Here is a 22,127-nt window from a genome sequence, read left to right as displayed (position 1 = left end):
TCGTTGGCGCGCTTGCGGTCGTAGATCTTGAACGGTCCCCAACCTTTGGTCGGCTCGACGCCGACGAAGAAGGACCGCCCGATGCTCATCAGCGGGAACGTGCCGCCGAACTGATGCACCGTGGCGATGCCCCGTCCCTGCGCCTCACTCGGCCCGGAAAAGGTCACCGGCTGACCATCCATCAATATGTGGCCGCTGGTTGGTTTGTGGACCCCGGCCAAGGTCTTGATGAGGGTGGACTTGCCGGCGCCGTTGTCGCCGAGAAGGCAAAGCACTTCGCCGGCGCGCACCCTCAGCGAAATGTCGTGCAGGACATCGAACGGACCGAAGGATTTGTTGACGCTTTTCAGCTCGAGAATTGGCGTTTCCATTTCCAAGGCCTCACTTTTTCCTCGGCGTGTATGTCAATGCCATCTTGCGAAAGGTGTTGTTCATGAGCACTGCGAGCAGCAGAAGTACGCCGATAATGAGGCTCGACCAATTGCGATCGAACGACGTGAAGTAGATGCCCTGATTCACCACGGCGAAGGTGAGGGTCCCAAAGACGATGCCGATCACTGAGCCGAAGCCGCCAGTGAGCAGCACTCCGCCCACGACGACTGCGATGATGGCATTAAAGATAAAGGACATGCCGGCCGAAACCTGCGCCGAACTGAAGAGGATCGCCTGACACACGCCGACAAAGGCGGCACTGGTGCTCGACAGAACGAAAAGCAAAACGGTGAGGCGCTGCGTTGGAATACCGGCATTGCGCGCGCTCTCCTTGTCACCGCCCATAGCGAAGAGCCAGTTTCCGAATGGTGAGTAGTGGATGAAGAAAATGTAGATTACCGCGAGTGCCATCCACCACAGGATTATGACCTGAAACTGAGCACCGATGAACGAGCCGAAGATGGTCTTTGCCAGCCCAGTGCTGGTCAGGGCGACGCTGGTGGTGCCGGTGATGATAACGGACAGACCAAGCACTGCGCCCGCTACAGCGAATAGCGTGCCAAGTGTCACGATGAGCGAAGGCACCGCGGTTCGCACCACCAATATTCCGTTGACCAGACCTACAATGATGCCGATGGCAAGCGCGACAGAAATCCCCAGCCAGATCGAGAGACCATAATGGCCTGCGATGATGGCGACCGTCATGGACCCTGCCGGGATCATTGAGCCGATCGAGATGTCGAGTTCGCCGGCAATCATGAGAAGACCCATGGGGAGGGCAACGATACCGAGACTGGCGGCGACATTGAGCCAGCTCGCGACACCTGCCGGCATGAGGAAACTGGTGCCGCCAAAGATCGTGAAGAAGACGAACACTCCGAGCAGGCCAAGGAATGCACCAGCTTCTGGCCGTCTAAGCAGCGAGCCAACTGCGGATCCTGCCGATCCGACCCCACCCGATCCCGCTTCAAAAGGCTTGGCAGCATTTGTGTTCATTGCACTATTCCTCCCAGAAGTGCCGGCAACGTCGTATTCTTGGAACATTTGTAGGTGAGGCCGAGGAGTCCTCGGCCTCTCGATCATACCAGGGGCAGCAATCCCGTGACAGATTACCGATAGCCTTGCTCGCCGCCCTTGAGAGTGATTTCGACATTTGATTTGTCGACAATTCCAGGGCCTGTCAAAATTGGGGCCGATGCGAGCTTCAACGCATAGTTCACGTAGGCGTCAGACATCGTAACGGCCAGGAAGCCCTGCAGCCAAGGCTGTTGATCGATAGCGAAAAGTTGCTTGCCATCCTTGATGCGGTTGAGGCCAGCGACGTTCATGTCGAAAGAACCCAGCTGTACTTTGCCGGTCTTGCCAGCCTGGTCGATGCCGGTAGCAGCGGAATCCGCGTCGCCTGCGGAGATTGTGAAGACACCGTCGATGGAGTCATCCTTGAGAAGAGTGGCCTTGATGGCTTCGGCAACAGCGGTCGGATCTCCGAATGAGCTCGCAGGCAGCGGCAGCTGTTCCGACTTGCCGCCGGCTTTCGTCACCTTGTCGGCGATGCCCTTGCAGCGGTCCTCGAGATTCTGGGCGCCCGGCACGGTATTTACGCAAATGACATGCTTGGCGCCGTGCGTGGAAAAATATTCGCCGCCGGCGAGGCCCGCGGGATATTCTTCATTGCCGATGTAGTTGATGGCGCCAAGTTCCTTGGCTTTATCTCCGCCGCCAGAATTGTAGAGCATGACGGGGATACCTGCCGCTAAGGCAGCCTTGATGGCCTCATCTTCGGCGGCAGGAACCCAGTTTGGCACGGCGATGATAGATGCCTGTTGGCTGATCGCGGTGCGCACAAGATTGGCGGCGTCGCCGCCAATGTTGTCATAGGTCTGAAGCTGCAGATAATTCACCGTTCCGCCATGCGCCTGGACAACCACGGTCGCATCATCGATGCCCTTCTTAATCTTGGCGAAAAACGGATCATCGGCCTTTCCGCCGATGATAGCGATGTTCGCCGCCATCGCGGCCTGGGCAATGATCGCCAGGGCCGCGCCCGCGCACGCAATCTTCAAGAGCTTCCACATTTCACTTCCTCCCTCTCCTGCCGTCACATTGACGGATCCATGACATCATGAATTCTGCTGTTGTTTTGCCGTGATGCGCGCTCGCTTCTTCTCGAAGCGGACCTTCATCAATTCGTCGCCCTGCTTCGTGCCGTCGTGCCAGGTGCCGAGCCATTTATCGATCGGCAGCGTGCCGTCGGCGTAATTCACTTTGAAATACTTGTGGTGCAGGTAGTGGGCGTAGGCGTGGGTATCGACGCCTCCGTCGCCGGCTTCGACTTTGTCGAAGCCGATATGGCCGATGACTGCGCCAGTGCCGGTCACCTGCAAGTGGTAAAGCAGGAGCAACGGATGCGAAGGCACGATTAGATGGATCAGGCTGTCCGACCAGTAGAGCAGATGCTCTACCGGGTGCATGGAAAGCGACGACCACGGGCTTGGATTGATAGAATTGTGGTGCACCGAGTGGACCCAGCGGTAGAGCACGGGAATGTGGATCAGCCGATGGATGCAGAAGAAGTGCACCTCATGAATCAGAGGAATTACGAGAGCGAAGGCGATAAGCCAGACCGGATGCTCGCTGAAGCTCGTCCACGGCCCCCAGCCGTTAGCCCAGGCCCACAACAGCAACACCTCATAGGCCGTCCAGATCGGCAGTCCGCTGACGAAGGTGCGGATCGCGTTGTCGATATTCTGGCTCTTGAACCAGAACACGTCCGATGGGTGGTCCGCGGGGAACTTGCCGTTGAACTTGAAGCGGTTGCCTTGGGCGCGTTTCAAGTAGAGGCGTATTTCCAGAGCACCGTAGAGGAGCAGAATGAGCGCCGCGTTGCGGAGATAGAGATATAGTACCCATCCCCAATCGAGGGTCTGGAGCGTCTCGCGTGAAGGCGTGAGGTAAAACCACAACAAAGCGCCAACGCCCATGAACACAGCGTTCCACGGCAGGAAGTAGCCCGGCAGCCATCTCAGCACGCGCACGAAGCTCCAGGGAAAATCCAGAAGGGGTCCGACTTGGAGCGGCGCGCTGGGACGCCAATTGCCGCGCTTGTCGCGGGTGCCAAAGGCCAGATCGTCCATCGCGCGGCCGCCTGTTGCTCGGTGTTCAACCGTTCGCGCCTCTTGCGGAAGCGAGTCTTCGTGACCTCGTCGGATTCCTTGCTGCCGTCGTGCCACGCGCCGAAACAGCTTATCGAGGGGCACTAGAGCATCGCCGCCATAGTTTTCACCTCGAAATACGTGTGGGGATCGTCGCGCTTGCCGACAATGCCCCGGGAACCCTTAAAGCGACGCGATTTATATCGGAGGGTTGATATTCGGAGAAGACAGAAATAAAATCAAAATTGCATTTGTATCATTTAATTTCAATCATGATGATACAACATAGGAATGGGCGTTCATGAAGCGACCGACAATTCACGATCTCGCTACTGCGGCAGGCGTGTCAGTGGCGACTGTAAATAGAATTTTAGGTGGCACCGTTTCCGTGCGGCCGAAAACAGTCCAACGGGTCCAAAGCGCTGCTGAAGAAATTGGCTTTTACGGTATCGGAGCGATAGACGATCGGGCTCGCAAAATTTCGCCGCATTACCGATTGGGTTTCCTGCTCCAGCAGGCGACTCGTGACCTCTACCAGCTATTCGGAAAGAAGATCGTTGCCGCCTGTCGCGAGCGTCGGGACGAGGTTATCGAACCTGTCGTCGACTTCGCGGATATTTTGACGCCGGAGACTATCTCGAGCCGTCTCATCGCGCTCGGCGATTCTTGCGACGCTGTCGCGGTGGTCGCGGCGGATCACCCAATCATTGGCCAGGCCATCCGTTCATTGAAGGAGATGGGGAAACCGGTTGTCTCTTACATCACGGATCAGTCCGCGCCGGAAAGGGCAGCTTATGTGGGCACCGACAACTGGAAGCTGGGGCGCACTGCGGCCTTCCTGATTACGCAAACCACCCAAGGTCCTGGTCGTATTGCGGTTTTCATAGGCAATCATCGCTATCAATGCCAGGATGTCGCGGACGCCAGCTTCCGCTCCTATTTGCGCGAGCACGCTTCACGACTGATGGCAGAGGAAAGCCGTCCCACTCATGAGGAATCGAGTGAGGCCTACCGAATGGTGGCCGAGCTTCTAAAGTCAACCGACGATCTTGTCGGCATTCTGATCGTCGGCGGCGGAATAACCGGTGTGCTTCGTGCGCTAAGGGAAGTGTCTCCCGAGAGGCGATCGGGGATCAAGGTGGTATGCCGTGACATCGGACCCGAGACGCGTAAGGGATTGTCTGAGGGACTGATTACTGCAGCTCTCTGTCATCCGCTTGAGGCGACCTCCGCCCTTCTCGTGCAGACGATGATCGATGTCATTGGACCACAAGCACCGCTCGCTACCCTTCAACGGTCTATACCTTTTGAAATTGTCACTCCGGAGAATATCTGACGTAGATGTCAGCTAAGGGGCCGCCCTCGGGCGCTTATGCGACCCGATGATATGTCCGCTTTCAGGTCTCGAACTCGGCCCGCTCGAGTGGGCGGGCAACGTTTTGCATGACCGCCAATGTCGCACTTTCATGTGTTCTCGCGCGGCATATTGCGCCTTTCCTGCCAAGCAATAAATATGCCCGAAGCTATAATCACACCGGCTCCGATCGCTACCGATGCGTCTGGGTGTTCGGAGAAAAGCGCGATGCCAAATCCGGTCGCCCAAAGGATTTGACTATACTGCGTTGGCGCGACAACCGCCGCGGGTGCGAAGCGGTACGCGGCGATGGTACATAATTGGCCGGTGACGGAGATCAGACCGACTGCAGCCATCAATCCAAGGGATGGAAGTTCCACGGGTACATAGACTGCGGGAAGGATTGCACCCATCACAACGAGCGATGTCAGCATGGGATAGAGGACCATCACTGCCGGACGCTCCTCACCCCCGATCTTGCGCACGATGATCTTTGCCAGTGCACTCGCGAAGGCCCCCAAAACAGCCGTGAGGTGCCCCAAAGACAATGATGTTGCGCCTGGCCGCAGAACAATCATGACGCCGATCAGTCCAACGGCAATGGCGATCCAGCGCGATGTCCTGACTGTTTCACCGAGCAGTGGTACGGACAGCGCCGTGATCAGCAATGGTATCATAAAAAGTAGTGCATAGACCTCGGCAAGGGGCAACCTAACAAAGGCGTAGAACGAGCCCGACATCACAATCAAAGACAGTACGGAATGTGAAAGGACTAACCATGGATGACGCGGTCGAAAATTGCCGACGACGCGGTCGGCCAGCACCAGCACCGTCATCGGCGCAAACGCGAACATCAAAGCAAAAAAGAGGATTTGAAAAACAGAATGGGTGTTCCCGAGCACTTTGATGATCGCGTCATGGGTGGAGAACAATGCGAAAGAGAGCAAACCGAAACCCAGGCCGCGAATTGCAGAACTCTGGCCGTTTGCCATGTCGTTTTTCTCCTTCGGACTCTTTCCTCCGCGCGGCGTCCACGCCGCCGTTGAAGGGCAGTAACCGGCACCGGCTACGCCGCGCTGGCGGTTGGAGAAGTTCTGCGCTGATGGGCGTGAAGGATGCGGCGGCGCATTGAATGTTCCATGATCCGTCGTGGCGGCCTAGAAGGTGAGCTCTTCACCTGGTTCGACCACATGAACTTTCGTTCTGGGCGCTTCGCGCTCTGCAAATTTAACGAACTGCGTCGCGTCCTGTGCCAATAGCGGAAATGTCTTGTAATGCATTGGCAATACGGCTTTGGCTCTCAGAAGCTTCAGGGCCTTGGCGGCTTGCCGGGCATCCATGGTAAACCTGTCGCCAATCGGCAGCAGCGCGATATCGATGTCGAACAGTTCGCCCCAAATTGCCATGTTGGCGTGCAGGCCGGTATCGCCGGCGTGGTAGAGCACCTTTCCGTCCTCGAGGGTCAGGACGTAGCTTGCAGGGACGCCTGTCGCGCTGGTGTGACAAGCGTCCGTCATCGTCACGATAACGCCATCGAGATCGACTGAGCCGCCGATATTCATGGCCAATACCCGTTTGGCGCCTCTCTCTTGAAAGGCACTCGTCGTTTCCGGCTGCCCGACCAGAACCGCGCCAGTATGCGCGCTGACCGCCACGGCATCGCCGGTATGGTCTTCATGATCATGGGTGAACAAGGCGAAGTCGGCTGCAGGCAACTCGTCCAGCCTAAGGGGCGCAAGCGGATTGCCGGTGAGCCAGGGATCGATGAGGAACACTTTGCCCTTGCCGGTCGTAATCTGCCAACCTGAATGGCCGAGCCATCGAAGACGATTCGTCAAATTTACCTCCGTCGCGTATCGCGCCGACCGTGCGCCACACGAATGTGCCGTCGGCAGAGCGTGTGGTTAAATGCAGCCGTGATCAGCCGACCCTGGAGATGAATCGCGTTTCCAAATACGACTCGATCGCTTCGGAACCGCCTTCCGTCCCGTATCCGGAATCCTTGATGCCGCCGAACGGAACTTCAGGCAGTCCGAAGCCGAGATGATTGATGGTCGTCATTCCACAATCGACCTCCAGGCCTAGTCTCGTCGCACTCTTCTCAGAGCCGGTGAAAGCATATGCCGCCAGGCCATAGGGCAGGCGATTGGCCTCAGCGATCGCCTCGTCCAGATCGGCAAATCGATTGATCACCGCCACCGGACCAAAAGGCTCGTCATTCATGATGTTTGCCGAAATCGGTACATCGGCCAGAATGGTCGGCTGGAAGAAGTAACCGATGTTGCCGATCCGCCGTCCTCCGGCGATCAATTTTGCGCCATGATCCACGGCGTCGCTAACCATGGCCTCGAGAGCAAGCATGCGACGCTCATTGGCGAGCGGTCCCATCGCCGTCTCGGCATCAAGGCCATTGCCCACCCTGATTGCCCCGACTGCCTCGGTGAAGCCATCGAGAAAACGCTTAGCCACGGCTTCCTGGACCAGGAAACGGGTTGGCGATATGCACACTTGCCCGGCGTTGCGAAATTTGTGCGCCGACATCAGCGATACCGCCCGATCGAGATCCGCATCGTCGGCAATGATGACCGGAGCGTGGCCGCCGAGCTCCATCGTTGCCCGCTTCATATGCTGTCCGGCCAGAGAGGCGAGACGTTTTCCGACTGCCGTTGAACCAGTGAAGGTGACTTTGCGTATCACGGGGCTGGCGATCAGATATTCGGAGACCACGCTGGGCACGCCATATACGAGATTGACGACGCCAGCAGGAACACCCGCGTCAAGGAAGCAGCAGAAAAGCTCCGCGGGCGAGGCTGGCGTTTCCTCAGGCGCCTTGGCAACAATGGAGCATCCGGCGGCCAGCGCAGCCGAGAGCTTGCGGACGAGTTGATTGATCGGGAAGTTCCACGGCGTGAAGGCTGCGACAGGCCCAGCCGGAAGCTTCACAGTCATCTGGATGACATTTGGCGATCGGGCAGGAATCACCTGGCCGTATGTTCGCTTTCCCTCCTCGGCGAACCAGTCGATGATGTCGGCAGCAGCAGACACCTCGATTGTCGACTGGGCCAGGGGCTTGCCCTGTTCGCGCGTCATCAGCCACGCAATGTAAGGGACCCGTTCCCGGAGCAAGTCAGCCGCCCTGCGCATGATCTTGGAACGGTCGAACGCAGATATTTGGCGCCAGACATCGAACCCCTTGCCGGCAGCTTTCAGGGCTGCATCCAGGTCTGGCTGCTCGGCCCAAGCGACAGTCCCGATTTCCTCTTCCGTGGCAGGATCAACGACAGGGATCGTTTTGCCATCCGTCGCAGGAATCCAGTTTCCATCGATCAGCAGCAAGACGTCTTTGTATTCGTAGACCATGGCTGTTCATCTGCTTCCTTGGTGTCGCCAAATTCGATGATCGCACTGCGGCAGCGCTTGGTGATCGGAACAGCGAAACGTTCAAACGCAATCCGAAATCCGAGCTGCGATCCTTGCAATTGCGAGCGGGTCGTCAGGTCTGTGGATTGCGTTCCGGCGCGTGTTTTCCGGATAGCTGGCGGTTCGCATTTTCCGGAATTCCTTTTGCCCGACGCTCCAGCCAGCTGTCCCGCTCCCAGGTCCGCTTAAGGTCGTCACGGACCCGAACGCGCAGTTTGCCGAGCCCTTCAGTTTCCAATTCCACGAGATCGCCATCCTGGAAGCTCGACAATCCGTCGTGGCTTGTTCCGGTTGCCAGGACGTCGCCCGGTTCCAACGTATGCACCGAACTGACCCAGGCAATGCAGCGCGCAATCCGATGAGCCATGGCGCCGGTGTTGAAATCCTGCTTCAGGGCTCCGTTGATCCATAGCCGAACTCGCAGATCGTACGGATCGCGCACTTCATCCGCCGTCACCAGATAGGGACCGATCGGGGCAAAGGTTTCGCGCGCCTTGACCTGGAACAGCGAGGAGGCGCCGCGCGCCGAGCCATCAATGAAATTCATGTAGCCGAACACGTGGTCCATCGCGTCCGCCTCGCTAACGTTTGTGGCGCGCTTGCCGATGACGACGGCCATTTCCGCCTCGCCTTCGAAGGCGATGGCAGGATAGTCGGGCAGGATCATCGTGTCGTCTGGACCGATGATGGACCCGGCGGCTTTCGTGAACGAGTCGATCGGCGCGCGCTCTGGCCCGATCTTGCCGTCGAAATAGTTGAGCGCCATGCATACGATATTGGCAGGTCGCGGCAGTGGCGGCCGCAGCCGCACGCTTCCGACGGGGATGCCGCCGCCGTTCGTTGTCGCGCCTTCTAGTCGCGCGCGAAAATGGTCGAACCGGGCAATCAGGCCCGCCATCAAGTCTTGAGGCGCTGTCTTCGGCATTTCGTCGGCAATGGAGGAAATATCAAAGACAGCCCCATCCTTCAGGATACCCAACCTGAAGTCATCGAAATACACCAGTTTCATGCGAATAATCCCTTCAGTATGCGGCTACCGGACACGACAAAGCGCGTCAGGCTGCGAATGCGATGTGAACGTATTTCTTCACCTGTGCGGTTGAGGAACACGTGGTTCCACGCGCCTGTCACGCGACCCGGGTCAGCTTGCCTTCAGCAATCCGGCTTGCCAGCACGTTGCGCTGGATCTTGCCGGCCGGTGTCGTCGGCAGCTCATCGATGACAAAGATCTGCTGCGGGATTTTGAACTTGGCCAGGCGCCTGCGCATACCGGCCAGTACCTCGTCCCAGACCACCGGGCCGTTGGCCACGACGACTGCAACCGGAATCTCCTGCAATCTCTCGTCGGGCAAGCCGAGCACGCAGAGATTTTTCTGGCCGGACTCGCCGCGCAGCACATCCTCCACTTCGGCGGGCGCAAAGTTCTCGCCGCCGACGCGAATGATTTCCTTCAGGCGCGCCACGTAGCGCAATTCACCGTCCGGTGAGATGGAGCCGAGGTCGCCGGTGCGGAACCATCCGTCCTGCGTGAATGCCTGACGGTTGGCCTCGGGCTGGGCGAAGTAGCCTGGTGTGATGGTTGGTCCGCGGAGCTGAAGTTCTCCCAAGCAGTCGTTGGCCAGCGGCACGCCGCTTTCGGCGTCGACGATCCGAATCTCGTTGCCTGGCTGCGGTCGGCCATTCGCGGACATTCGCTTGATCAGCGGATCGTCCGGGAACCACATAGTGAACATCCCCGACGTTTCGGTCATGCCGTACAGGTTGGAGATTCCAGAGATTCCGATCTCATCATGAAGCTGTCGCATCTGGGCTCCGGCGTGATCATAGCCCACCTTGACCGTTGCGAGTTTGGTGCGGACCTTCTCGACGCCAAGGGCGAGCACATCGCGGAAGAAAACGCCGTGGGACACGTCGGCCCGGTGCCGCTCGGCCAGATCGAGCAGGCGTTCGGGGTCCCAGCTTGACATCGAGTGCAGGGTGCACCCTGCAATCAGACACGTGGTGATCGCATGCATGCTGCCGCTGCAATGGAAGAAGGGGGCAGGGCTGATGAAATGACTGGACGGTGTCAGGCGCTGACAGAATGCAGCATACTGCGCTGTTCGCAGATAGCTCTCGGCTGTGATCATCACACCCTTGGGTTTCGAAGTCGTCCCTGATGTGTAGAGGATGCTGAAGACGCCATCGGGCAGTTCCGAGGAATTTTCGTTCGCAATCTGGTATCGGAGACGCGCCTTCCAATCTCCCGCCAAACCATCGCCGGGGCCTTCGACAATCACCGATGCAAGCTGCGCGTCGATGGATGCGGCTTCCTCGAGATAGTTGCGTCCACGGTATTTGGGAACAACGGCAATCACCTTGGCGCCACTATCGTCAAGCAGCCCACTAACTTCGGCCGCGGTAAGCCGCGTGCTAATGGGTACGGCGATTGCGTTCAACTCCTGGACTGCAAGGAAACTGGCGATCCAGGCGAAGGAATTCGGCATCCATATCGCAACCCGATCTCCAGCCGAGACATGCGGACCGAGACAATTCCGCGCTTCGGCGACCAGGCGTGCGAGAGCCAGGAAACTCAGTTCATGATCGTCCATCGTAACCGCACATTTCTGCGCGAAATGACGAACATTGTGGTGCAGCACATCCGGTAGTGTCAGGCCCATCGTTGCGCCCTCATCGATAGTTCGGGAGATTGAGATCGGCGTAGGCGGGATCGACAACGAAGGGGTAGGGGACCTCACGGCCGCCGCGCAGGGGTAATACGCCGATAGCCCACCCGTTTGTGTTCACGGTATCGTTCTGATCCGTCAGGAAGAGCCGGCACGTCACAAAACCCAGCCCGCCAAGAACCTGCTTTTCGGCAACCTTGGCTTCTGCGTAGATCGTGTCGCCCGCGACATTCATCTTGTCGTAGCGGAACTTTATCTTCCACAGCCATCCATTTGGCCCAAGACCATCCTTCATCACCTGCGCCAGAATGTGCTGCTTCCACGAACCGTTCACGAGCACGTCGGGCAGCTTGTCGTGGTCGATGGCAAATCGCTGGTCGTAGTGGATGCGATGCCAGTTCTCGATTGCGGAAGACCAGCGCATGATGTGCGTCGTGGTCATCGGCCCCTTCTTGACCCGCAGCAAGGTCTGATCGACCTCGACGTCGTCGAAATAGAGAGAGCCGCCCATTACCGCCACACCATCGTATGCCTGCTGATCATCAGCAATTCGCCTGCCTCTGTTGTGAATCGTGTTTCGATCGTGACGAGCAGAAAATCTCCGCTCGCTCCTTTCTTGGGTGTCACGCTGGAGTAGCGCGGGGTGGCCACAGCCTTTTCTCCCTTCCTTAAGCAGCGATACGTTTCAACCTCGATGCCGCCGTTCAGGATGCGGTTGAACGGCACCTTGATATGTTCCAGGCCATAGTAGGCGTCAGCACCGTCACCCGCGCCATCGGCGTCAGGGCGCTCAATGATCACTTCCAATGGATCCGGCGTTCCCGAAGCCCGACGAAATGCATGCAGCGGATAGAACGGCGGAGCGACAATTTCGCCGTATTTCGAGGCCCTTGCCGCCTCTTCGTTGTAATATATCGGGTCGTCGTCCATGATCGCCTGGACGAACCGGCGCAGCGTGTCCTGTTCGAGGGGGAGCGCGGCCGTTGTCGGAGGCGCTGTTAGCCCAACATATCTCGAATAGTCATACTCCGAAGACATCACTCGCTGTCCTTTCGTTTCCCCAAATATTCAACACTCAAGGTCGCGTCGTCCGAGAGCCGGTCAGCGCGATTTTGTCGCTTGCGGCCAGAAATTGCGAGCCTGGGTGATCCTCCATCAAGGACGTTCGAAGCTGCCATCCGTCTGGCCTCAAGCGTCCAATGGGCGCGTCTTGCAACGTTCCGATCGGCGGTTCACGTTTTGCGGAAATTATTTCTGCATATTTTTTTGAGAAGCACAATAGGCTTGGCGCACGACCTTCCCAGCGCTGCCATTTATTTACGCAAAGGGGCTTGTGCTTTGATTCAAAATATGCGGAAATTATTTCCGTTGAGCGTAATGAGGAGAATCCCGGCAGCTCGACAGGGGACTTTGGAAGCCGGTTGGCCCGATTGGGGTGCCGGGCAGGAGGAAGAACACAACACTATGATTTTCGGCGTTTCCAGATCTTGTCGGGAGCCTTCGAGGCGAGCGTTTGTTGCGATGATGTGTGGTCAATTTCGCGACAACGGGTTCGATCGTGCGAGAATCTTGCCATGAGCGGACTCTCTGCCGCCAGCGCAACTGACCAGGGCCAAGGGCTGAACGGGGCCGCAAGAGACTTGGGATCGACACAGGTCCGAGCTTTCGACCGGCGAAAGCTGGGGCGCTGGCTGCTGAAGGCAGCTGCGGGTCTATGCCTGCTCTTCATCCTGACGCCGCTCATCTTCGTGACGTGGTTCTCTTTTTACCGCCAGGAAATCCCCTCCTTCCCGCCAGACGGATATTCACTGCGCTGGTATGCCGAGATTGCCAACAACCAGCAGTTCCTAGACGGCTTCTGGTTCAGTTTGCAGGTCGGCGTCGTTGCCACGGCGATCGGAATGGTGGTGGGCATACCGGCAGCCTTGTGCATCTCGCGCTTTCGCTTCTTCGGGCGTGAGTTCGTCAACAGCCTGCTGCTGTTTCCGCTGATGGTCCCCGGCGTCGTGCTCGGTACGGCCTTCTATGTTTTCGAAGTCGAGATCGAGATCAAAACCAACGGCAACATGCCGGTCCTCGGGTCGCTGACGGGCCTTGTCGCCGGCCACACGCTTCTGGTGATCCCATGGGTGGTGCGCCTGATCGTTGCGACGCTTGCCAATTTCGACCTCCGGTTGGAGGAAGCGGCGCAGAATCTCGGGGCCAATCGCTGGACGACGTTCCGCCGCGTGACCTTGCCCTCGATGCTGCCGGGCATCGTCGCCTCGGCCATGTTCGGCTTCGTTGCATCGTTCAGCAACCTCGAAATGAGCCTATTTCTGGTCGGGCCCGGTAGCACGACCTTACCGATCACGATCCTGCAGTACCTTGAATGGAAGATCGATCCCACGATCGCCGCGGTCTCGGTTCTGCAGATCCTTCTGGTCGGCGTCGCAATGCTGATCACCGACCGCTTCGTCAAGATCAGCCGGGTAGTTTGAGGTTAACGATGGCACAGCTCGAATTGAACGGCCTTTCCAAACGTTATGGCGAGTTCCAGGCGGCCCGCGACATCACCCTTTCGGTTGCCGAGGGCGAGTTCGTCGCTCTCCTTGGACCCTCCGGTTGCGGAAAGACGACGACGCTGCGGATGATCGCCGGGTTCGTCGAGCCGACTTCGGGGGCGATACATCTCGGCGGCCGCGACATTACCGGGCTGCCGCCGTGGAAGCGCGATACCGGATTGGTGTTCCAGAGCTACGCGCTGTTCCCGCATCTGACGGTCGCCCAGAATGTCGCCTTCGGGCTTGAGATGCGCAAGGTGAGCCCGGCCGAGATCGCGCCCAGAGTCGAAGAGGCGCTGCGGCTGGTGCGCCTTGCCGGCTTCGGCGAGCGGCTGCCGAGCCAACTCTCAGGCGGGCAGCAACAGCGGGTGGCGTTGGCCCGGGCCCTCGTGTTTCGGCCCGACGTCCTCCTCCTCGACGAGCCGCTTTCTAATCTTGACGCGAAGCTGCGTCACGAGGTGCGGGTCGAGATCCGCGAACTGCAGCGTGCCCTCGGCATTACCACCGTCATGGTCACGCACGATCAGGAAGAGGCGCTGACGATGGCGGATCGCCTTGTGGTGATGAGCGAAGGACGGGTGCGCCAGGTCGGCACCCAACGCGATCTTTACGAGCGGCCCGCCGATCGCTTTGTTGCCGGCTTCGTCGGTCGCAGCACTTTTTTGGAGGGGATGATCGAGGCGCCGGGGCGGTTCCGGACGTCCGGCGGTCTCGAGATCCGTTGCGCCAACGGGGCCTCGGGTGTCACCGGCCAGGCCGTGATCGCCCTGCGGCCGGAGCGCATCACCGTTGCGCCGACTGCACCTGTCAATGCGGAAAACTGCCTGCCCGGGACGACGGAGTTCGTCTCCTACCTGGGCGGCCTCCTCGACGTTCATGTTCGCCTCGCGTCAGAGGAGCGGGTGATCGTCCAGATTCCCAATCGTGCGGAAAACAATCTGCCGCAGATCGGCGACGAGGTCTTCGTCAGCTGGCCGGCGGCCTCTGCCAACGTCTTCACGGCAGGCGACGACTAGGGGCGTCGCGGGCGGCCCGCTCAACACCTTGGATTATTGAAGCAACCAATAAACAAACGGAGTGGAACAGTGGAGAAGACATTTTTGAGCTTTAACCCGTCCCGTCGCCAGGTCTTGCAGGGAGTGGCCGCCGCGGGCATCGCCGCCGGCCTGCCTTTCGCGGCGCGGGCCGATTCCAAGGGCCGGATTGTGGTGGGGACCTCGGGGGGCGACTACCAGCATCTCGTCGACCAGTTCATCGTGGACGGGGTTCTCAAGCCCGCGGGATGGGATGTGGTCGACGCCGTGGCAAACGACCTCGACCGCCGCAACAAGATGATCGCCGAAGCCCGGCTGCCGCGTGGCACCACCGACGTGCAGGGCCTGTCGGCGCTTGCCTGGTTCCAGATGGGCCAGGCCGGTGTCCTCGCAGAGATCGACTACAGCCGCCTGAAGAACGCGGCAAATCTTCTGCCGTCGATGAAGTATCCCTATGGTGTCGGTTCCGGCTATACGGCCGCTGTCGGTCTTTACAACCCGAAACTTATCGAGGCGCCGAAGAGCTACAAGGAGATCCTCGATCCCAAGCACGGCGACAAGCTCGGTCTCATCGACATCCAGTACCAGTATGTGATGACGGCGGCATCGCTGGCGATGGGGGGCACGGTGCATGACGTCGAACCAGGCAAGGCACTGCTGCTCGAATTGCGCAAGGCGGGTGTGCGCATCTACCCGACCAACGAGGCCTTTGCGCAGGGGCTGAAGACCGAGGAGTGCTCGCTTGGCATCATGTGGAAAGCGCGCGCCGTGCAGTGGAAGGATGCCGGGATCAATGTGGCCGGGGCGGTGCCGAGCGAGGGTGCTCTCAAGTTTGTCCTGGGCTGGTCAGTGCCGAAAAACGCGCCCAACGCGGACGGTGCCTACGCCTTCCTCGACGCAATGCTCGAAAAGCCGGCGCAGGAGGGCTTTGCCACCAAGCTGGGCTATCCACCGACTGTGACCAACGCCGAAATTGCCCCTGAGCTCAACGAGCGCATGGGCTTTTCGAAGGAGCAACTCGCAGCGCTCGTCGATCTCGACTACGCCTATCTGAGCGAGAACGACATCGCCCTGCGTGACTGGTGGAACAAGAGCTTCAAGGGCTGATCCGAACCGGCCCCTCCCTTCCATCCGACGGGAGGGGCTCCGGCCAGACAGGAACAGGGGAAACGGCATGGCCGTAGCGACGACGATCACGGCAAGTGGGACGGACGAAGGGCGCAATGTCACGCGCCTGTCCGCGAGCGCCCTTATGGGGCCGGCGACGGCCATCGTCGCGCTCGGGCTTCTGATCCCGATCCTCATCCTGTTTCGCTACAGCCTAAACCAGTACTCGGCGCGCGGTCTGATGATCGACGCGGTCACCGCCGAGAACTACGTCAAATTCTTCGTCGACCCGTACTATCGGACCGTTCTCTACACCACCGTGCGGGTCGCGTTCATCTGTACGGTCGCCTGTCTGGTTCTCGGCTTCCCACTCGCCTATGTGCTGGCGCGCACCCGGTCGCGCTTCAAGAACCTTATGATCATGCTGATCGTGCTGCCGATGTTCGTCAACAATGCAGTCAGGGCGGCTGGCTGGATGACGCTTTTTGGCAGCAAGGGCATGATCAACACCGGACTGATGTCATTTGGGATCATCACCCAGCCGATCGAGATGATGTATACCGAGACCGCGGTGATCATCGGCCTCGTCGCCATCAACCTGCCGGTCATGGTCCTGACCCTGCAAAGCGTGATCGAAGGGATCGACCACTCGTTGGAAGAGGCTGCCCTGAGCCTCGGCGCCGGCCCCTGGACCATGTTTCGGCGGGTGCTTTGGCCGATGGCGCTTCCCGGCATCCTTGCCGGCACGATCCTCACCTTCATCCTGGCCGTGAACGCCTATGCGACGCCGGTGTTGCTGGGTGGGCCGAAGTTCATGATGATGGCGCCCTTGGTTTACGAGCAGTTCCAGCTCAACAACTGGCCGTTCGGCGCGGCCGTCGCTTTCGTCCTGATGGCGACGACGCTGATCCTGACCGCCATTACCAATTTCTGGATGCAGCGTCGCTATCGACGCTGATAGCCCAGCGGTGACCGCCGTCCGCCGACCGGGCGTAAAGAATGATGAGGACATCATGTATGACCTGCCGAAATCAGTGAACATCGTCGAAGTCGGCCCGCGGGACGGCCTGCAGATCGAACCGAAAATCCTTTCGGTCGACGAAAGGGTGACGATGATCGACGATCTTCTGGCTTGCGGGTTTCATGACATCGAGGTCGGATCCTTCGTCAATCCGAAAGCGGTTCCGCAGATGGCGAACACCGACAAAGTGTTGGAAAAGCTGGGCCGGCGCCCGGATGTTGCCTATCGTGTGGTCCTGCTCAATCCGCGCGGGCTCAAGGATGCGCTGGCCACGGGGCGGGCGGATGTTTACGGCCAGATCTCCATCACCGCCAGCGAGACCTTCGTCAAGCGCAATACCAACCGCAGCATCGACCAGACTTTTGAGGAATTTCCGCAGTGGATCGAACTGTTCCGGGCGGCCGGAATCGACGTGACGATGATCGCCCTTATGGCGGCCTTCGGCTGCAATTTCGAAGGCTACGTGCCGCTGGAGAAGGTGATCGGCCTCATTGACCGGGCGAGCCGGATCCTCGACGACAACGGCGCCAAGCTGAAGCATGTGACACTGGCCGACACGATGGGTTGGGCCAATCCGCTGCAGGTCAAGCGGACAATCTCGGCGGTGCGGGAGCGCTGGCCGGACATCGCCATCAAGCTTCACTTGCACGACACGCGCGGCGCTGCGATGGCGAATGCGGTGGCGGCGATGGAACTTGGCGTGGCGGAATTCGATTCCTCAGTCGGCGGGTTGGGCGGCTGCCCCTTTGCCGGCCACAAGGGCGCCGCCGGTAATATTTGCACGGAAGACCTAGCCTATGTTTGTGAGGAGATGGATATCTCGACGGGCATCGATCTGGACCGACTCCGCGAGGTGTCACTTCGCGTCGAACAGCTCGTCGGGCATCCCCTTCCTGGCAAGATCATACGAGGCGGTACGCTGGCAGCGTATAAGAGCAATCAGAGGAGCAGGGCCGATGTCCTGGCGCCGACTTTATGATCCATCGTGGCCAGCTTGCTTCGCAACGTTGGAAGGCTATGAGAGAATGGAGGCTGGTTATCACCGAAAGGTGGCCTCCAATCCCTGGCGCGATCTAAGAGGACCCGAATGAGAAAAAGAGCGCAGACATTGCCGATAGCTGATTTCGAAGAAGATTCGGGCGATAGGCAGTTTGTGACGGCGCTTTCGAGAGGACTCGCGCTGCTTCGCTTCCTGGGTAAAGGGGAGGTGCTGGGTACAACAGATCTGGCTCGACTTTCAGGTCTTTCGAACGCCACGGTTTCGCGGCTTTGCTACACCTTGGGAAATCTGAACTACGTCGAATATTTGCCCGAGGTCGGCAAATATCGGCTGGGCGACGCCTGTCTTGCGCTGGGTTACCTTTACATGGCCAACGACCTGGTAAGCCACGTTGCACGTCCACTCATGAAAGAGCTTGCGGGATTTTCGCATGTTCCGGTGTGCATTGCGCGTCGCTACGAAGACAAGATGCTCTACACCGCGAGGGAGAGCGTGGAGGACCAGTTCTCATTGAAGTTTGAAGTTGGCTCGCGTGTTCCGATCGAGCGCACTGCGATGGGCCATGCCTATCTGGCCGGCCTCGATGATGCCGAACGGCAGGAGGTGTTGGACTTGCTGAAGTCCAGGATTCCCGACCTGGATAGTTTTCGCAGACAGATCGACGACAACGTTGCCTTGTTTCGCGAGAAGGGATTTTGCATCGCCGACAGGATGTGGCTGTCGCATATTCGAGCGGTGGCCGTGCCCCTGCGAATGCGCGATACCGGCAATGTCGTTGCTTTCAACTGCGGCGGAATTGCCGACTATCTCGATCCTGGCTTCTTGATGAATGAAGTTGGACCTCGGCTTGCGGACCTTGTTCGCAAGGTCGAGAACATCCTGGAAGCGCAATCGCCCCCATCAAAAACCGAGGAGTGATATCAAGATGTCAGTGCCGGTACAGGGCCAGATAAACCCTACGGCTGATGGATCGACGGTCCGATGAGAGAGGCAGTGGCGCAAGCTGCTGTTGGCTGGATCGGGCCAATCCACAAGTCGATCAATCATCCCGGCATTGCTTGATAGCTGAACCGCGCATCGGCGCTCATATCCCGGATGCAATACGCAGCTCGCGCCTGCTTGAGGGCGCGCGAAGACTTGCGGGCTTCCGAGCCTGAGCGGTTGCTTGGCGCGGCTGGCACCCTGCACAGAGGCACAAAGTCATGACAAGCAGTCAGCAGGAAAGACCCAATATGAATGAGGGACGAGTGGCGTTGATCACCGGGGCATCATCCGGTATCGGCCGGGCGACCGCGATCGCCTTTCTCGAAGCCGGGTACAATGTCATCGTCACCGCGCGTCGCGCCGACCGACTGGCCGAGACAATTGCTGCGGCCGGCGCAACCGGGGAGAGGGCACTGTCGCACCGCGCCGACGTGACGGACGCTGCGGCAGTGGAAGCTTTGTTCGACCACGCCGTCCAGCGGTTTGGTCGCGTCGACGTCGTCTTCAACAACGCCGGAATCTCGGCTCCTGCTGTCGACATTGACCAACTTCCGCTGGAGGCCTGGACAGCAATCGTCAACACCAACCTCACGGGGCCGTTCCTGTGTGCTCGCCAGGCTTTCCGAGTCATGAAACAACAATCTCCCAAGGGCGGGCGGATCATCAACAATGGCTCCATCTCGGCTCATACGCCGCGGCCTATGTCGGCACCTTATTCAGCCACCAAGCACGCGATCACCGGCCTTACCAAAGCATGCGCCCTCGACGGGCGCCCTCATAACATCGCTTGCGGCCAAATCGACATCGGCAATGCCGCAAGCGAGATGACATCCAGAATGACAACTGGCGCGCGACAGGCAGACGGTCGCCTCATCCCTGAACCTGTGATGGATGTAGCCAATGTTGTCGCCGCCGTGTTGCACATGGCCTCATTGCCATTGTCGGCAAACATTCTGACCATGACCGTGATGGCTACCAACATGCCATTCGTAGGGCGTGGCTGATCCCTGTTGTCGGATTTGCCGGTCGCCGGAGCACAACCAAACCGCGCCGTTTCCGGAACTGAGCGATTCGGAGCCTTGGTGGATTCTCGGAGGGCATCAATTTCCCAACGGAATTCGATGCCGCACCGCCACTCGCGGCGGCTGTGAACGGGTCGGCCAGAGGGCCCAAGCGCATGGGCCGTATCACCGAGCAAATCGCAGAAAACGTCGCACAAACGCATTCGCCTTAATTTTCGCGCGAAAGGGTCTTGCGCTTTGGTTCGAAATATGCGGAAATAATTTCCGCTAAGCCCAACGATTGATTGGCGGGCAATTTTGGTTTTGCTGAGGGTGAGATGAGCTATCGAATAGGCGTAGATGTTGGCGGCACGTTCACAGACTTCGCGCTGTTCAACGATCTGGATCACGGAATTGAGTTTCTGAAACTTTTGACAACGCCGGCAGATCCATCGCTGGCTGTTCTCGACGGCATTGAACAAATAACGGCGGTGATGGGGATTTCGGTGGCCGATGTTTCGGATGTGCGTCACGCGACAACAATTGCCACGAACACAATCATCCAGAGAAACGGACCAAAGACGGCTCTGATCACAACCCAAGGCTTTCGCGATGTTCAGATCATTGGACGTCAGCGGCGCGCCGAGATCTACGACACGAGCGTTGATCGGCCGGTTCCGGTGGTTCGGCGCAAATACACCTGGGAAGTGCCGGAACGGATGCTGTTTGATGGCACGGTGCACAAGGTGCTGGACGAGGATGCCGTCCGGCGCGTTGCTGCCGAAATGCTGAGCGCAGACATCGAGTCGGTGGGTGTCTGCTTCCTCCACAGCTATGCCAATCCTGCCCATGAGCAGCGCGTTGCGGAGATCCTGGGTGAGGTCGCGCCGTCGATCGCGGTTACGCTTTCATCCGAAATCTCGCCGGTTCTTCGCGAGTATGAGCGCGGCAGCACGACGACGCTGAATGCCTATGTGGTCCCGCCCGTTCAGCGTTACGTCAAGCGGTTGGTCGATGGTCTGCGAGAGCGCGGATACAAGGGCGAGCTGCTGATCATGCAATCGAACGGCGGCATCGCGACCCCCGAGATCGTCAAGAAATTCCCGATACGAATCGTTGAATCAGGCCCCGCAGCGGGTGTGCTGACCGCCGCGCGCTACACCAAGGCTGCGGGCAATGACATCATCTCCTTCGACATGGGCGGAACCACCGCCAAAGTGTGCATGATCGAGGATGGCAAGCCCTTCCTTGCCGGCCAGTTCGAGGTCGACATGGTCAACCTAAAGCCCAACAGCGGTCTGCCCATCGATATCCCGGCGATCGATCTGGTCGAGATCGGATCCGGAGGCGGCAGTATCGCTCGGATCGAGATGGGCTCGATCAAGGTCGGGCCTGAAAGTGCCAGCAGTGTTCCTGGGCCGATCTGCTATGGCCGCGGTGGGACGCGCCCAACAGTGACCGACGCGGACGTAATCCTGGGCTACATCAACCCGGACTACTTCCTCGGCGGCAAGATGTCGCTTGATCGCGACGCGGCAAGCAAGGGCATTCAGACGCACGTCGGCGACATCCTCGGAATCGACACAGCTGCCGCGGCATGGGGGATTTTCGAGGTCGTTACTGCTCAGATGGCAGAGGCTGCACGCGTCGTCTCGGTCGGCCGCGGCAAGGATCCGCGGGACTTCTCCTTCATCCCGTTTGGCGGAGCCGGCCCTGTTCACGGCGGGCGCATCGCCCGCATGCTGGGCTGCACGCGCATCGTCTTTCCAAGTGGTGCGGGCGTGCAGTCGGCTGTCGGCCTTCTGATGGGCGATGTCCGCTTCGACCTTGCCCGAACGCTGATCGTCGAGACGAATGACGCCAACGTGGATCAGGTCACGGACACGTTCGAGCTTCTGGTGGAGGAAGCGCGCCGCCAGATTGCAGCCGGATCTTTCGACGGTCGTGACGTTCATTTCACCTTCAGCGCCGACATGCGCTTCGTCGGTCAGGGTTATGAAATCAACGTCGAGCTTCCCTCCGACGATGCGGCTGCATCCGAAGTTCGTGATGCCTTCTTCAAGGTTTACGGCAAGACCTATGGAGAGCGCACATTCTCGCGTGACGACAGCGTCGAGTTTGTCAAACTGCACCTGAGCGCGCGTGTGGAACTGCCCAAGTTAACGTTCCCGGACACGCCCGCACTGGGGGGCAGTGCCGACAAGGCGTTGAAAAACCACCGCAGCGTCTACTTCCCGGAGACGAACGGCTTTGCCGAGTGCCCGGTGTACGACCGGTATCTGCTCAAGTCAGGGGAACGCTTCAAGGGCCCTGCACTCGTCGAGGAACATGAATCCACGATCGTCATCCTGCCGAACAGCCTCGCGCAGGTCGATAGATCCGGCAACATCATCGTTGACCTTCACTAAAAGCA

Annotated in this window: 20 protein-coding genes and 1 pseudogene; 9 read left to right on the top strand and 12 right to left on the bottom strand. The window is 59.1% G+C overall.

Annotation, left to right across the window (positions count from 1 at the left end; translation table 11 throughout):
* From NKJ08_RS18745 to NKJ08_RS39040, 5 genes and pseudogenes are all read right to left on the bottom strand, one after another.
* Positions 1-371: ATP-binding cassette domain-containing protein (locus NKJ08_RS18745; RefSeq protein ID WP_352782610.1), on the bottom strand; the 371-nt coding region annotated here is incomplete at its 3' end.
* A gap of 10 nt (positions 372-381) precedes the next feature.
* Positions 382-1,428 carry an ABC transporter permease gene (locus tag NKJ08_RS18740; RefSeq protein WP_352527212.1) on the bottom strand — a complete coding sequence of 349 codons (1,047 nt, stop codon included), beginning with the start codon at positions 1,426-1,428 and terminating at the stop codon, positions 382-384.
* A gap of 113 nt (positions 1,429-1,541) precedes the next feature.
* Positions 1,542-2,507, bottom strand: coding sequence for a sugar ABC transporter substrate-binding protein (locus tag NKJ08_RS18735; RefSeq protein WP_352778873.1), 966 nt, complete (start codon positions 2,505-2,507; stop codon positions 1,542-1,544).
* Positions 2,508-2,552: 45 nt separating this feature from the next.
* Positions 2,553-3,566 carry a sterol desaturase family protein gene (locus NKJ08_RS18730; RefSeq protein WP_352782607.1) on the bottom strand — a complete coding sequence of 338 codons (1,014 nt, stop codon included), beginning with the start codon at positions 3,564-3,566 and terminating at the stop codon, positions 2,553-2,555.
* 26 nt (positions 3,567-3,592) lie between these two features.
* Positions 3,593-3,730, bottom strand: a pseudogene (locus tag NKJ08_RS39040) (sterol desaturase family protein); the annotation flags it as partial.
* Positions 3,731-3,885: 155 nt separating this feature from the next.
* Here NKJ08_RS39040 and NKJ08_RS18725 point away from each other — a divergent pair.
* A complete protein-coding gene (locus NKJ08_RS18725; protein WP_352527215.1) occupies positions 3,886-4,920 on the top strand; it encodes a LacI family DNA-binding transcriptional regulator in 1,035 nt (344 codons plus the stop codon).
* A 128-nt stretch (positions 4,921-5,048) separates the two neighbouring features.
* Here the strand turns inward: NKJ08_RS18725 and NKJ08_RS18720 are convergent, their stop codons facing one another.
* The 7 genes from NKJ08_RS18720 to NKJ08_RS18690 form a co-directional block, all read right to left on the bottom strand.
* On the bottom strand, positions 5,049-5,930 hold the full coding sequence (locus NKJ08_RS18720) for a DMT family transporter (RefSeq protein WP_352527216.1): 882 nt from the start codon (positions 5,928-5,930) through the stop codon (positions 5,049-5,051).
* Between the two features lie 165 nt (positions 5,931-6,095).
* Positions 6,096-6,776 (bottom strand): metal-dependent hydrolase, encoded by a 681-nt coding sequence (locus NKJ08_RS18715; protein WP_352527217.1) that lies wholly within the window; start codon positions 6,774-6,776, stop codon positions 6,096-6,098.
* Between the two features lie 82 nt (positions 6,777-6,858).
* Positions 6,859-8,298 carry an NAD-dependent succinate-semialdehyde dehydrogenase gene (locus NKJ08_RS18710; RefSeq protein ID WP_352527218.1) on the bottom strand — a complete coding sequence of 480 codons (1,440 nt, stop codon included), beginning with the start codon at positions 8,296-8,298 and terminating at the stop codon, positions 6,859-6,861.
* Between the two features lie 133 nt (positions 8,299-8,431).
* A complete protein-coding gene (locus tag NKJ08_RS18705) occupies positions 8,432-9,367 on the bottom strand; it encodes a fumarylacetoacetate hydrolase family protein (RefSeq protein WP_352527219.1) in 936 nt (311 codons plus the stop codon).
* 118 nt (positions 9,368-9,485) lie between these two features.
* Entirely contained in the window at positions 9,486-11,018 is a 1,533-nt protein-coding gene (locus tag NKJ08_RS18700) for a class I adenylate-forming enzyme family protein (protein WP_352527220.1), read from the bottom strand.
* Positions 11,019-11,028: 10 nt separating this feature from the next.
* Positions 11,029-11,535 (bottom strand): MaoC family dehydratase, encoded by a 507-nt coding sequence (locus NKJ08_RS18695; protein WP_352782603.1) that lies wholly within the window; start codon positions 11,533-11,535, stop codon positions 11,029-11,031.
* The gene (locus NKJ08_RS18690) at positions 11,535-12,062 is read right to left on the bottom strand and encodes an FAS1-like dehydratase domain-containing protein (RefSeq protein ID WP_352527222.1); all 528 of its coding nucleotides are present in this window, start codon (positions 12,060-12,062) and stop codon (positions 11,535-11,537) included. Before NKJ08_RS18690 ends, NKJ08_RS18695 begins: the two co-directional genes overlap by 1 nt.
* A gap of 161 nt (positions 12,063-12,223) precedes the next feature.
* Between NKJ08_RS18690 and NKJ08_RS18685 the strand changes: the two genes are divergently transcribed.
* The 8 genes from NKJ08_RS18685 (at position 12,224) to NKJ08_RS18650 (ending at position 22,122) form a co-directional block, all read left to right on the top strand.
* The gene (locus NKJ08_RS18685; protein ID WP_352782601.1) at positions 12,224-13,504 is read left to right on the top strand and encodes an ABC transporter permease; all 1,281 of its coding nucleotides are present in this window, start codon (positions 12,224-12,226) and stop codon (positions 13,502-13,504) included.
* Between the two features lie 8 nt (positions 13,505-13,512).
* Positions 13,513-14,583 (top strand): ABC transporter ATP-binding protein, encoded by a 1,071-nt coding sequence (locus tag NKJ08_RS18680; protein ID WP_352782599.1) that lies wholly within the window; start codon positions 13,513-13,515, stop codon positions 14,581-14,583.
* 69 nt (positions 14,584-14,652) lie between these two features.
* Positions 14,653-15,708 carry an extracellular solute-binding protein gene (locus NKJ08_RS18675; RefSeq protein ID WP_352527225.1) on the top strand — a complete coding sequence of 352 codons (1,056 nt, stop codon included), beginning with the start codon at positions 14,653-14,655 and terminating at the stop codon, positions 15,706-15,708.
* 67 nt (positions 15,709-15,775) lie between these two features.
* A complete protein-coding gene (locus tag NKJ08_RS18670; protein WP_352782597.1) occupies positions 15,776-16,666 on the top strand; it encodes an ABC transporter permease in 891 nt (296 codons plus the stop codon).
* Between the two features lie 55 nt (positions 16,667-16,721).
* Entirely contained in the window at positions 16,722-17,708 is a 987-nt protein-coding gene (locus NKJ08_RS18665) for a hydroxymethylglutaryl-CoA lyase (RefSeq protein ID WP_352782595.1), read from the top strand.
* Between the two features lie 108 nt (positions 17,709-17,816).
* The gene (locus NKJ08_RS18660; RefSeq protein WP_352782593.1) at positions 17,817-18,647 is read left to right on the top strand and encodes an IclR family transcriptional regulator; all 831 of its coding nucleotides are present in this window, start codon (positions 17,817-17,819) and stop codon (positions 18,645-18,647) included.
* A gap of 314 nt (positions 18,648-18,961) precedes the next feature.
* Complete coding sequence (locus tag NKJ08_RS18655) at positions 18,962-19,717, top strand: SDR family oxidoreductase (protein WP_352782615.1); 756 nt, start codon at positions 18,962-18,964, stop codon at positions 19,715-19,717.
* A 335-nt stretch (positions 19,718-20,052) separates the two neighbouring features.
* A complete protein-coding gene (locus NKJ08_RS18650; RefSeq protein ID WP_352782591.1) occupies positions 20,053-22,122 on the top strand; it encodes a hydantoinase/oxoprolinase family protein in 2,070 nt (689 codons plus the stop codon).
* The last annotated feature ends 5 nt before the right edge of the window (positions 22,123-22,127 follow it).

This window comes from Mesorhizobium sp. M0244, assembly GCF_040321795.1.
Classification (GTDB): Bacteria; Pseudomonadota; Alphaproteobacteria; order Rhizobiales; family Rhizobiaceae; genus Mesorhizobium.
Note: the sequence above shows the minus strand (reverse complement) of the source record. Positions and strands in the feature narration are given on the sequence as shown.

Bases quoted from the DNA above. Each gene is read 5' to 3' on its own strand.
- NKJ08_RS18685 (WP_352782601.1), top strand. From the start codon at position 12,224: ATGGGCGCGTCTTGCAACGTTCCGATCGGCGGTTCACGTTTTGCGGAA.
- NKJ08_RS18670 (WP_352782597.1), top strand. From the start codon at position 15,776: ATGGCCGTAGCGACGACGATCACGGCAAGTGGGACGGACGAAGGGCGC.
- NKJ08_RS18705 (WP_352527219.1), bottom strand. From the start codon at position 9,367: ATGAAACTGGTGTATTTCGATGACTTCAGGTTGGGTATCCTGAAGGAT.
- NKJ08_RS18695 (WP_352782603.1), bottom strand. From the start codon at position 11,535: ATGGGCGGCTCTCTCTATTTCGACGACGTCGAGGTCGATCAGACCTTG.
- NKJ08_RS18690 (WP_352527222.1), bottom strand. From the start codon at position 12,062: ATGTCTTCGGAGTATGACTATTCGAGATATGTTGGGCTAACAGCGCCT.
- NKJ08_RS18735 (WP_352778873.1), bottom strand. From the start codon at position 2,507: ATGTGGAAGCTCTTGAAGATTGCGTGCGCGGGCGCGGCCCTGGCGATC.
- NKJ08_RS18680 (WP_352782599.1), top strand. From the start codon at position 13,513: ATGGCACAGCTCGAATTGAACGGCCTTTCCAAACGTTATGGCGAGTTC.
- NKJ08_RS18710 (WP_352527218.1), bottom strand. From the start codon at position 8,298: ATGGTCTACGAATACAAAGACGTCTTGCTGCTGATCGATGGAAACTGG.
- NKJ08_RS18655 (WP_352782615.1), top strand. From the start codon at position 18,962: ATGAATGAGGGACGAGTGGCGTTGATCACCGGGGCATCATCCGGTATC.
- NKJ08_RS18740 (WP_352527212.1), bottom strand. From the start codon at position 1,428: ATGAACACAAATGCTGCCAAGCCTTTTGAAGCGGGATCGGGTGGGGTC.
- NKJ08_RS18700 (WP_352527220.1), bottom strand. From the start codon at position 11,018: ATGGGCCTGACACTACCGGATGTGCTGCACCACAATGTTCGTCATTTC.
- NKJ08_RS18660 (WP_352782593.1), top strand. From the start codon at position 17,817: ATGAGAAAAAGAGCGCAGACATTGCCGATAGCTGATTTCGAAGAAGAT.
- NKJ08_RS18730 (WP_352782607.1), bottom strand. From the start codon at position 3,566: ATGGACGATCTGGCCTTTGGCACCCGCGACAAGCGCGGCAATTGGCGT.
- NKJ08_RS18665 (WP_352782595.1), top strand. From the start codon at position 16,722: ATGTATGACCTGCCGAAATCAGTGAACATCGTCGAAGTCGGCCCGCGG.
- NKJ08_RS18650 (WP_352782591.1), top strand. From the start codon at position 20,053: ATGAGCTATCGAATAGGCGTAGATGTTGGCGGCACGTTCACAGACTTC.
- NKJ08_RS18720 (WP_352527216.1), bottom strand. From the start codon at position 5,930: ATGGCAAACGGCCAGAGTTCTGCAATTCGCGGCCTGGGTTTCGGTTTG.
- NKJ08_RS18725 (WP_352527215.1), top strand. From the start codon at position 3,886: ATGAAGCGACCGACAATTCACGATCTCGCTACTGCGGCAGGCGTGTCA.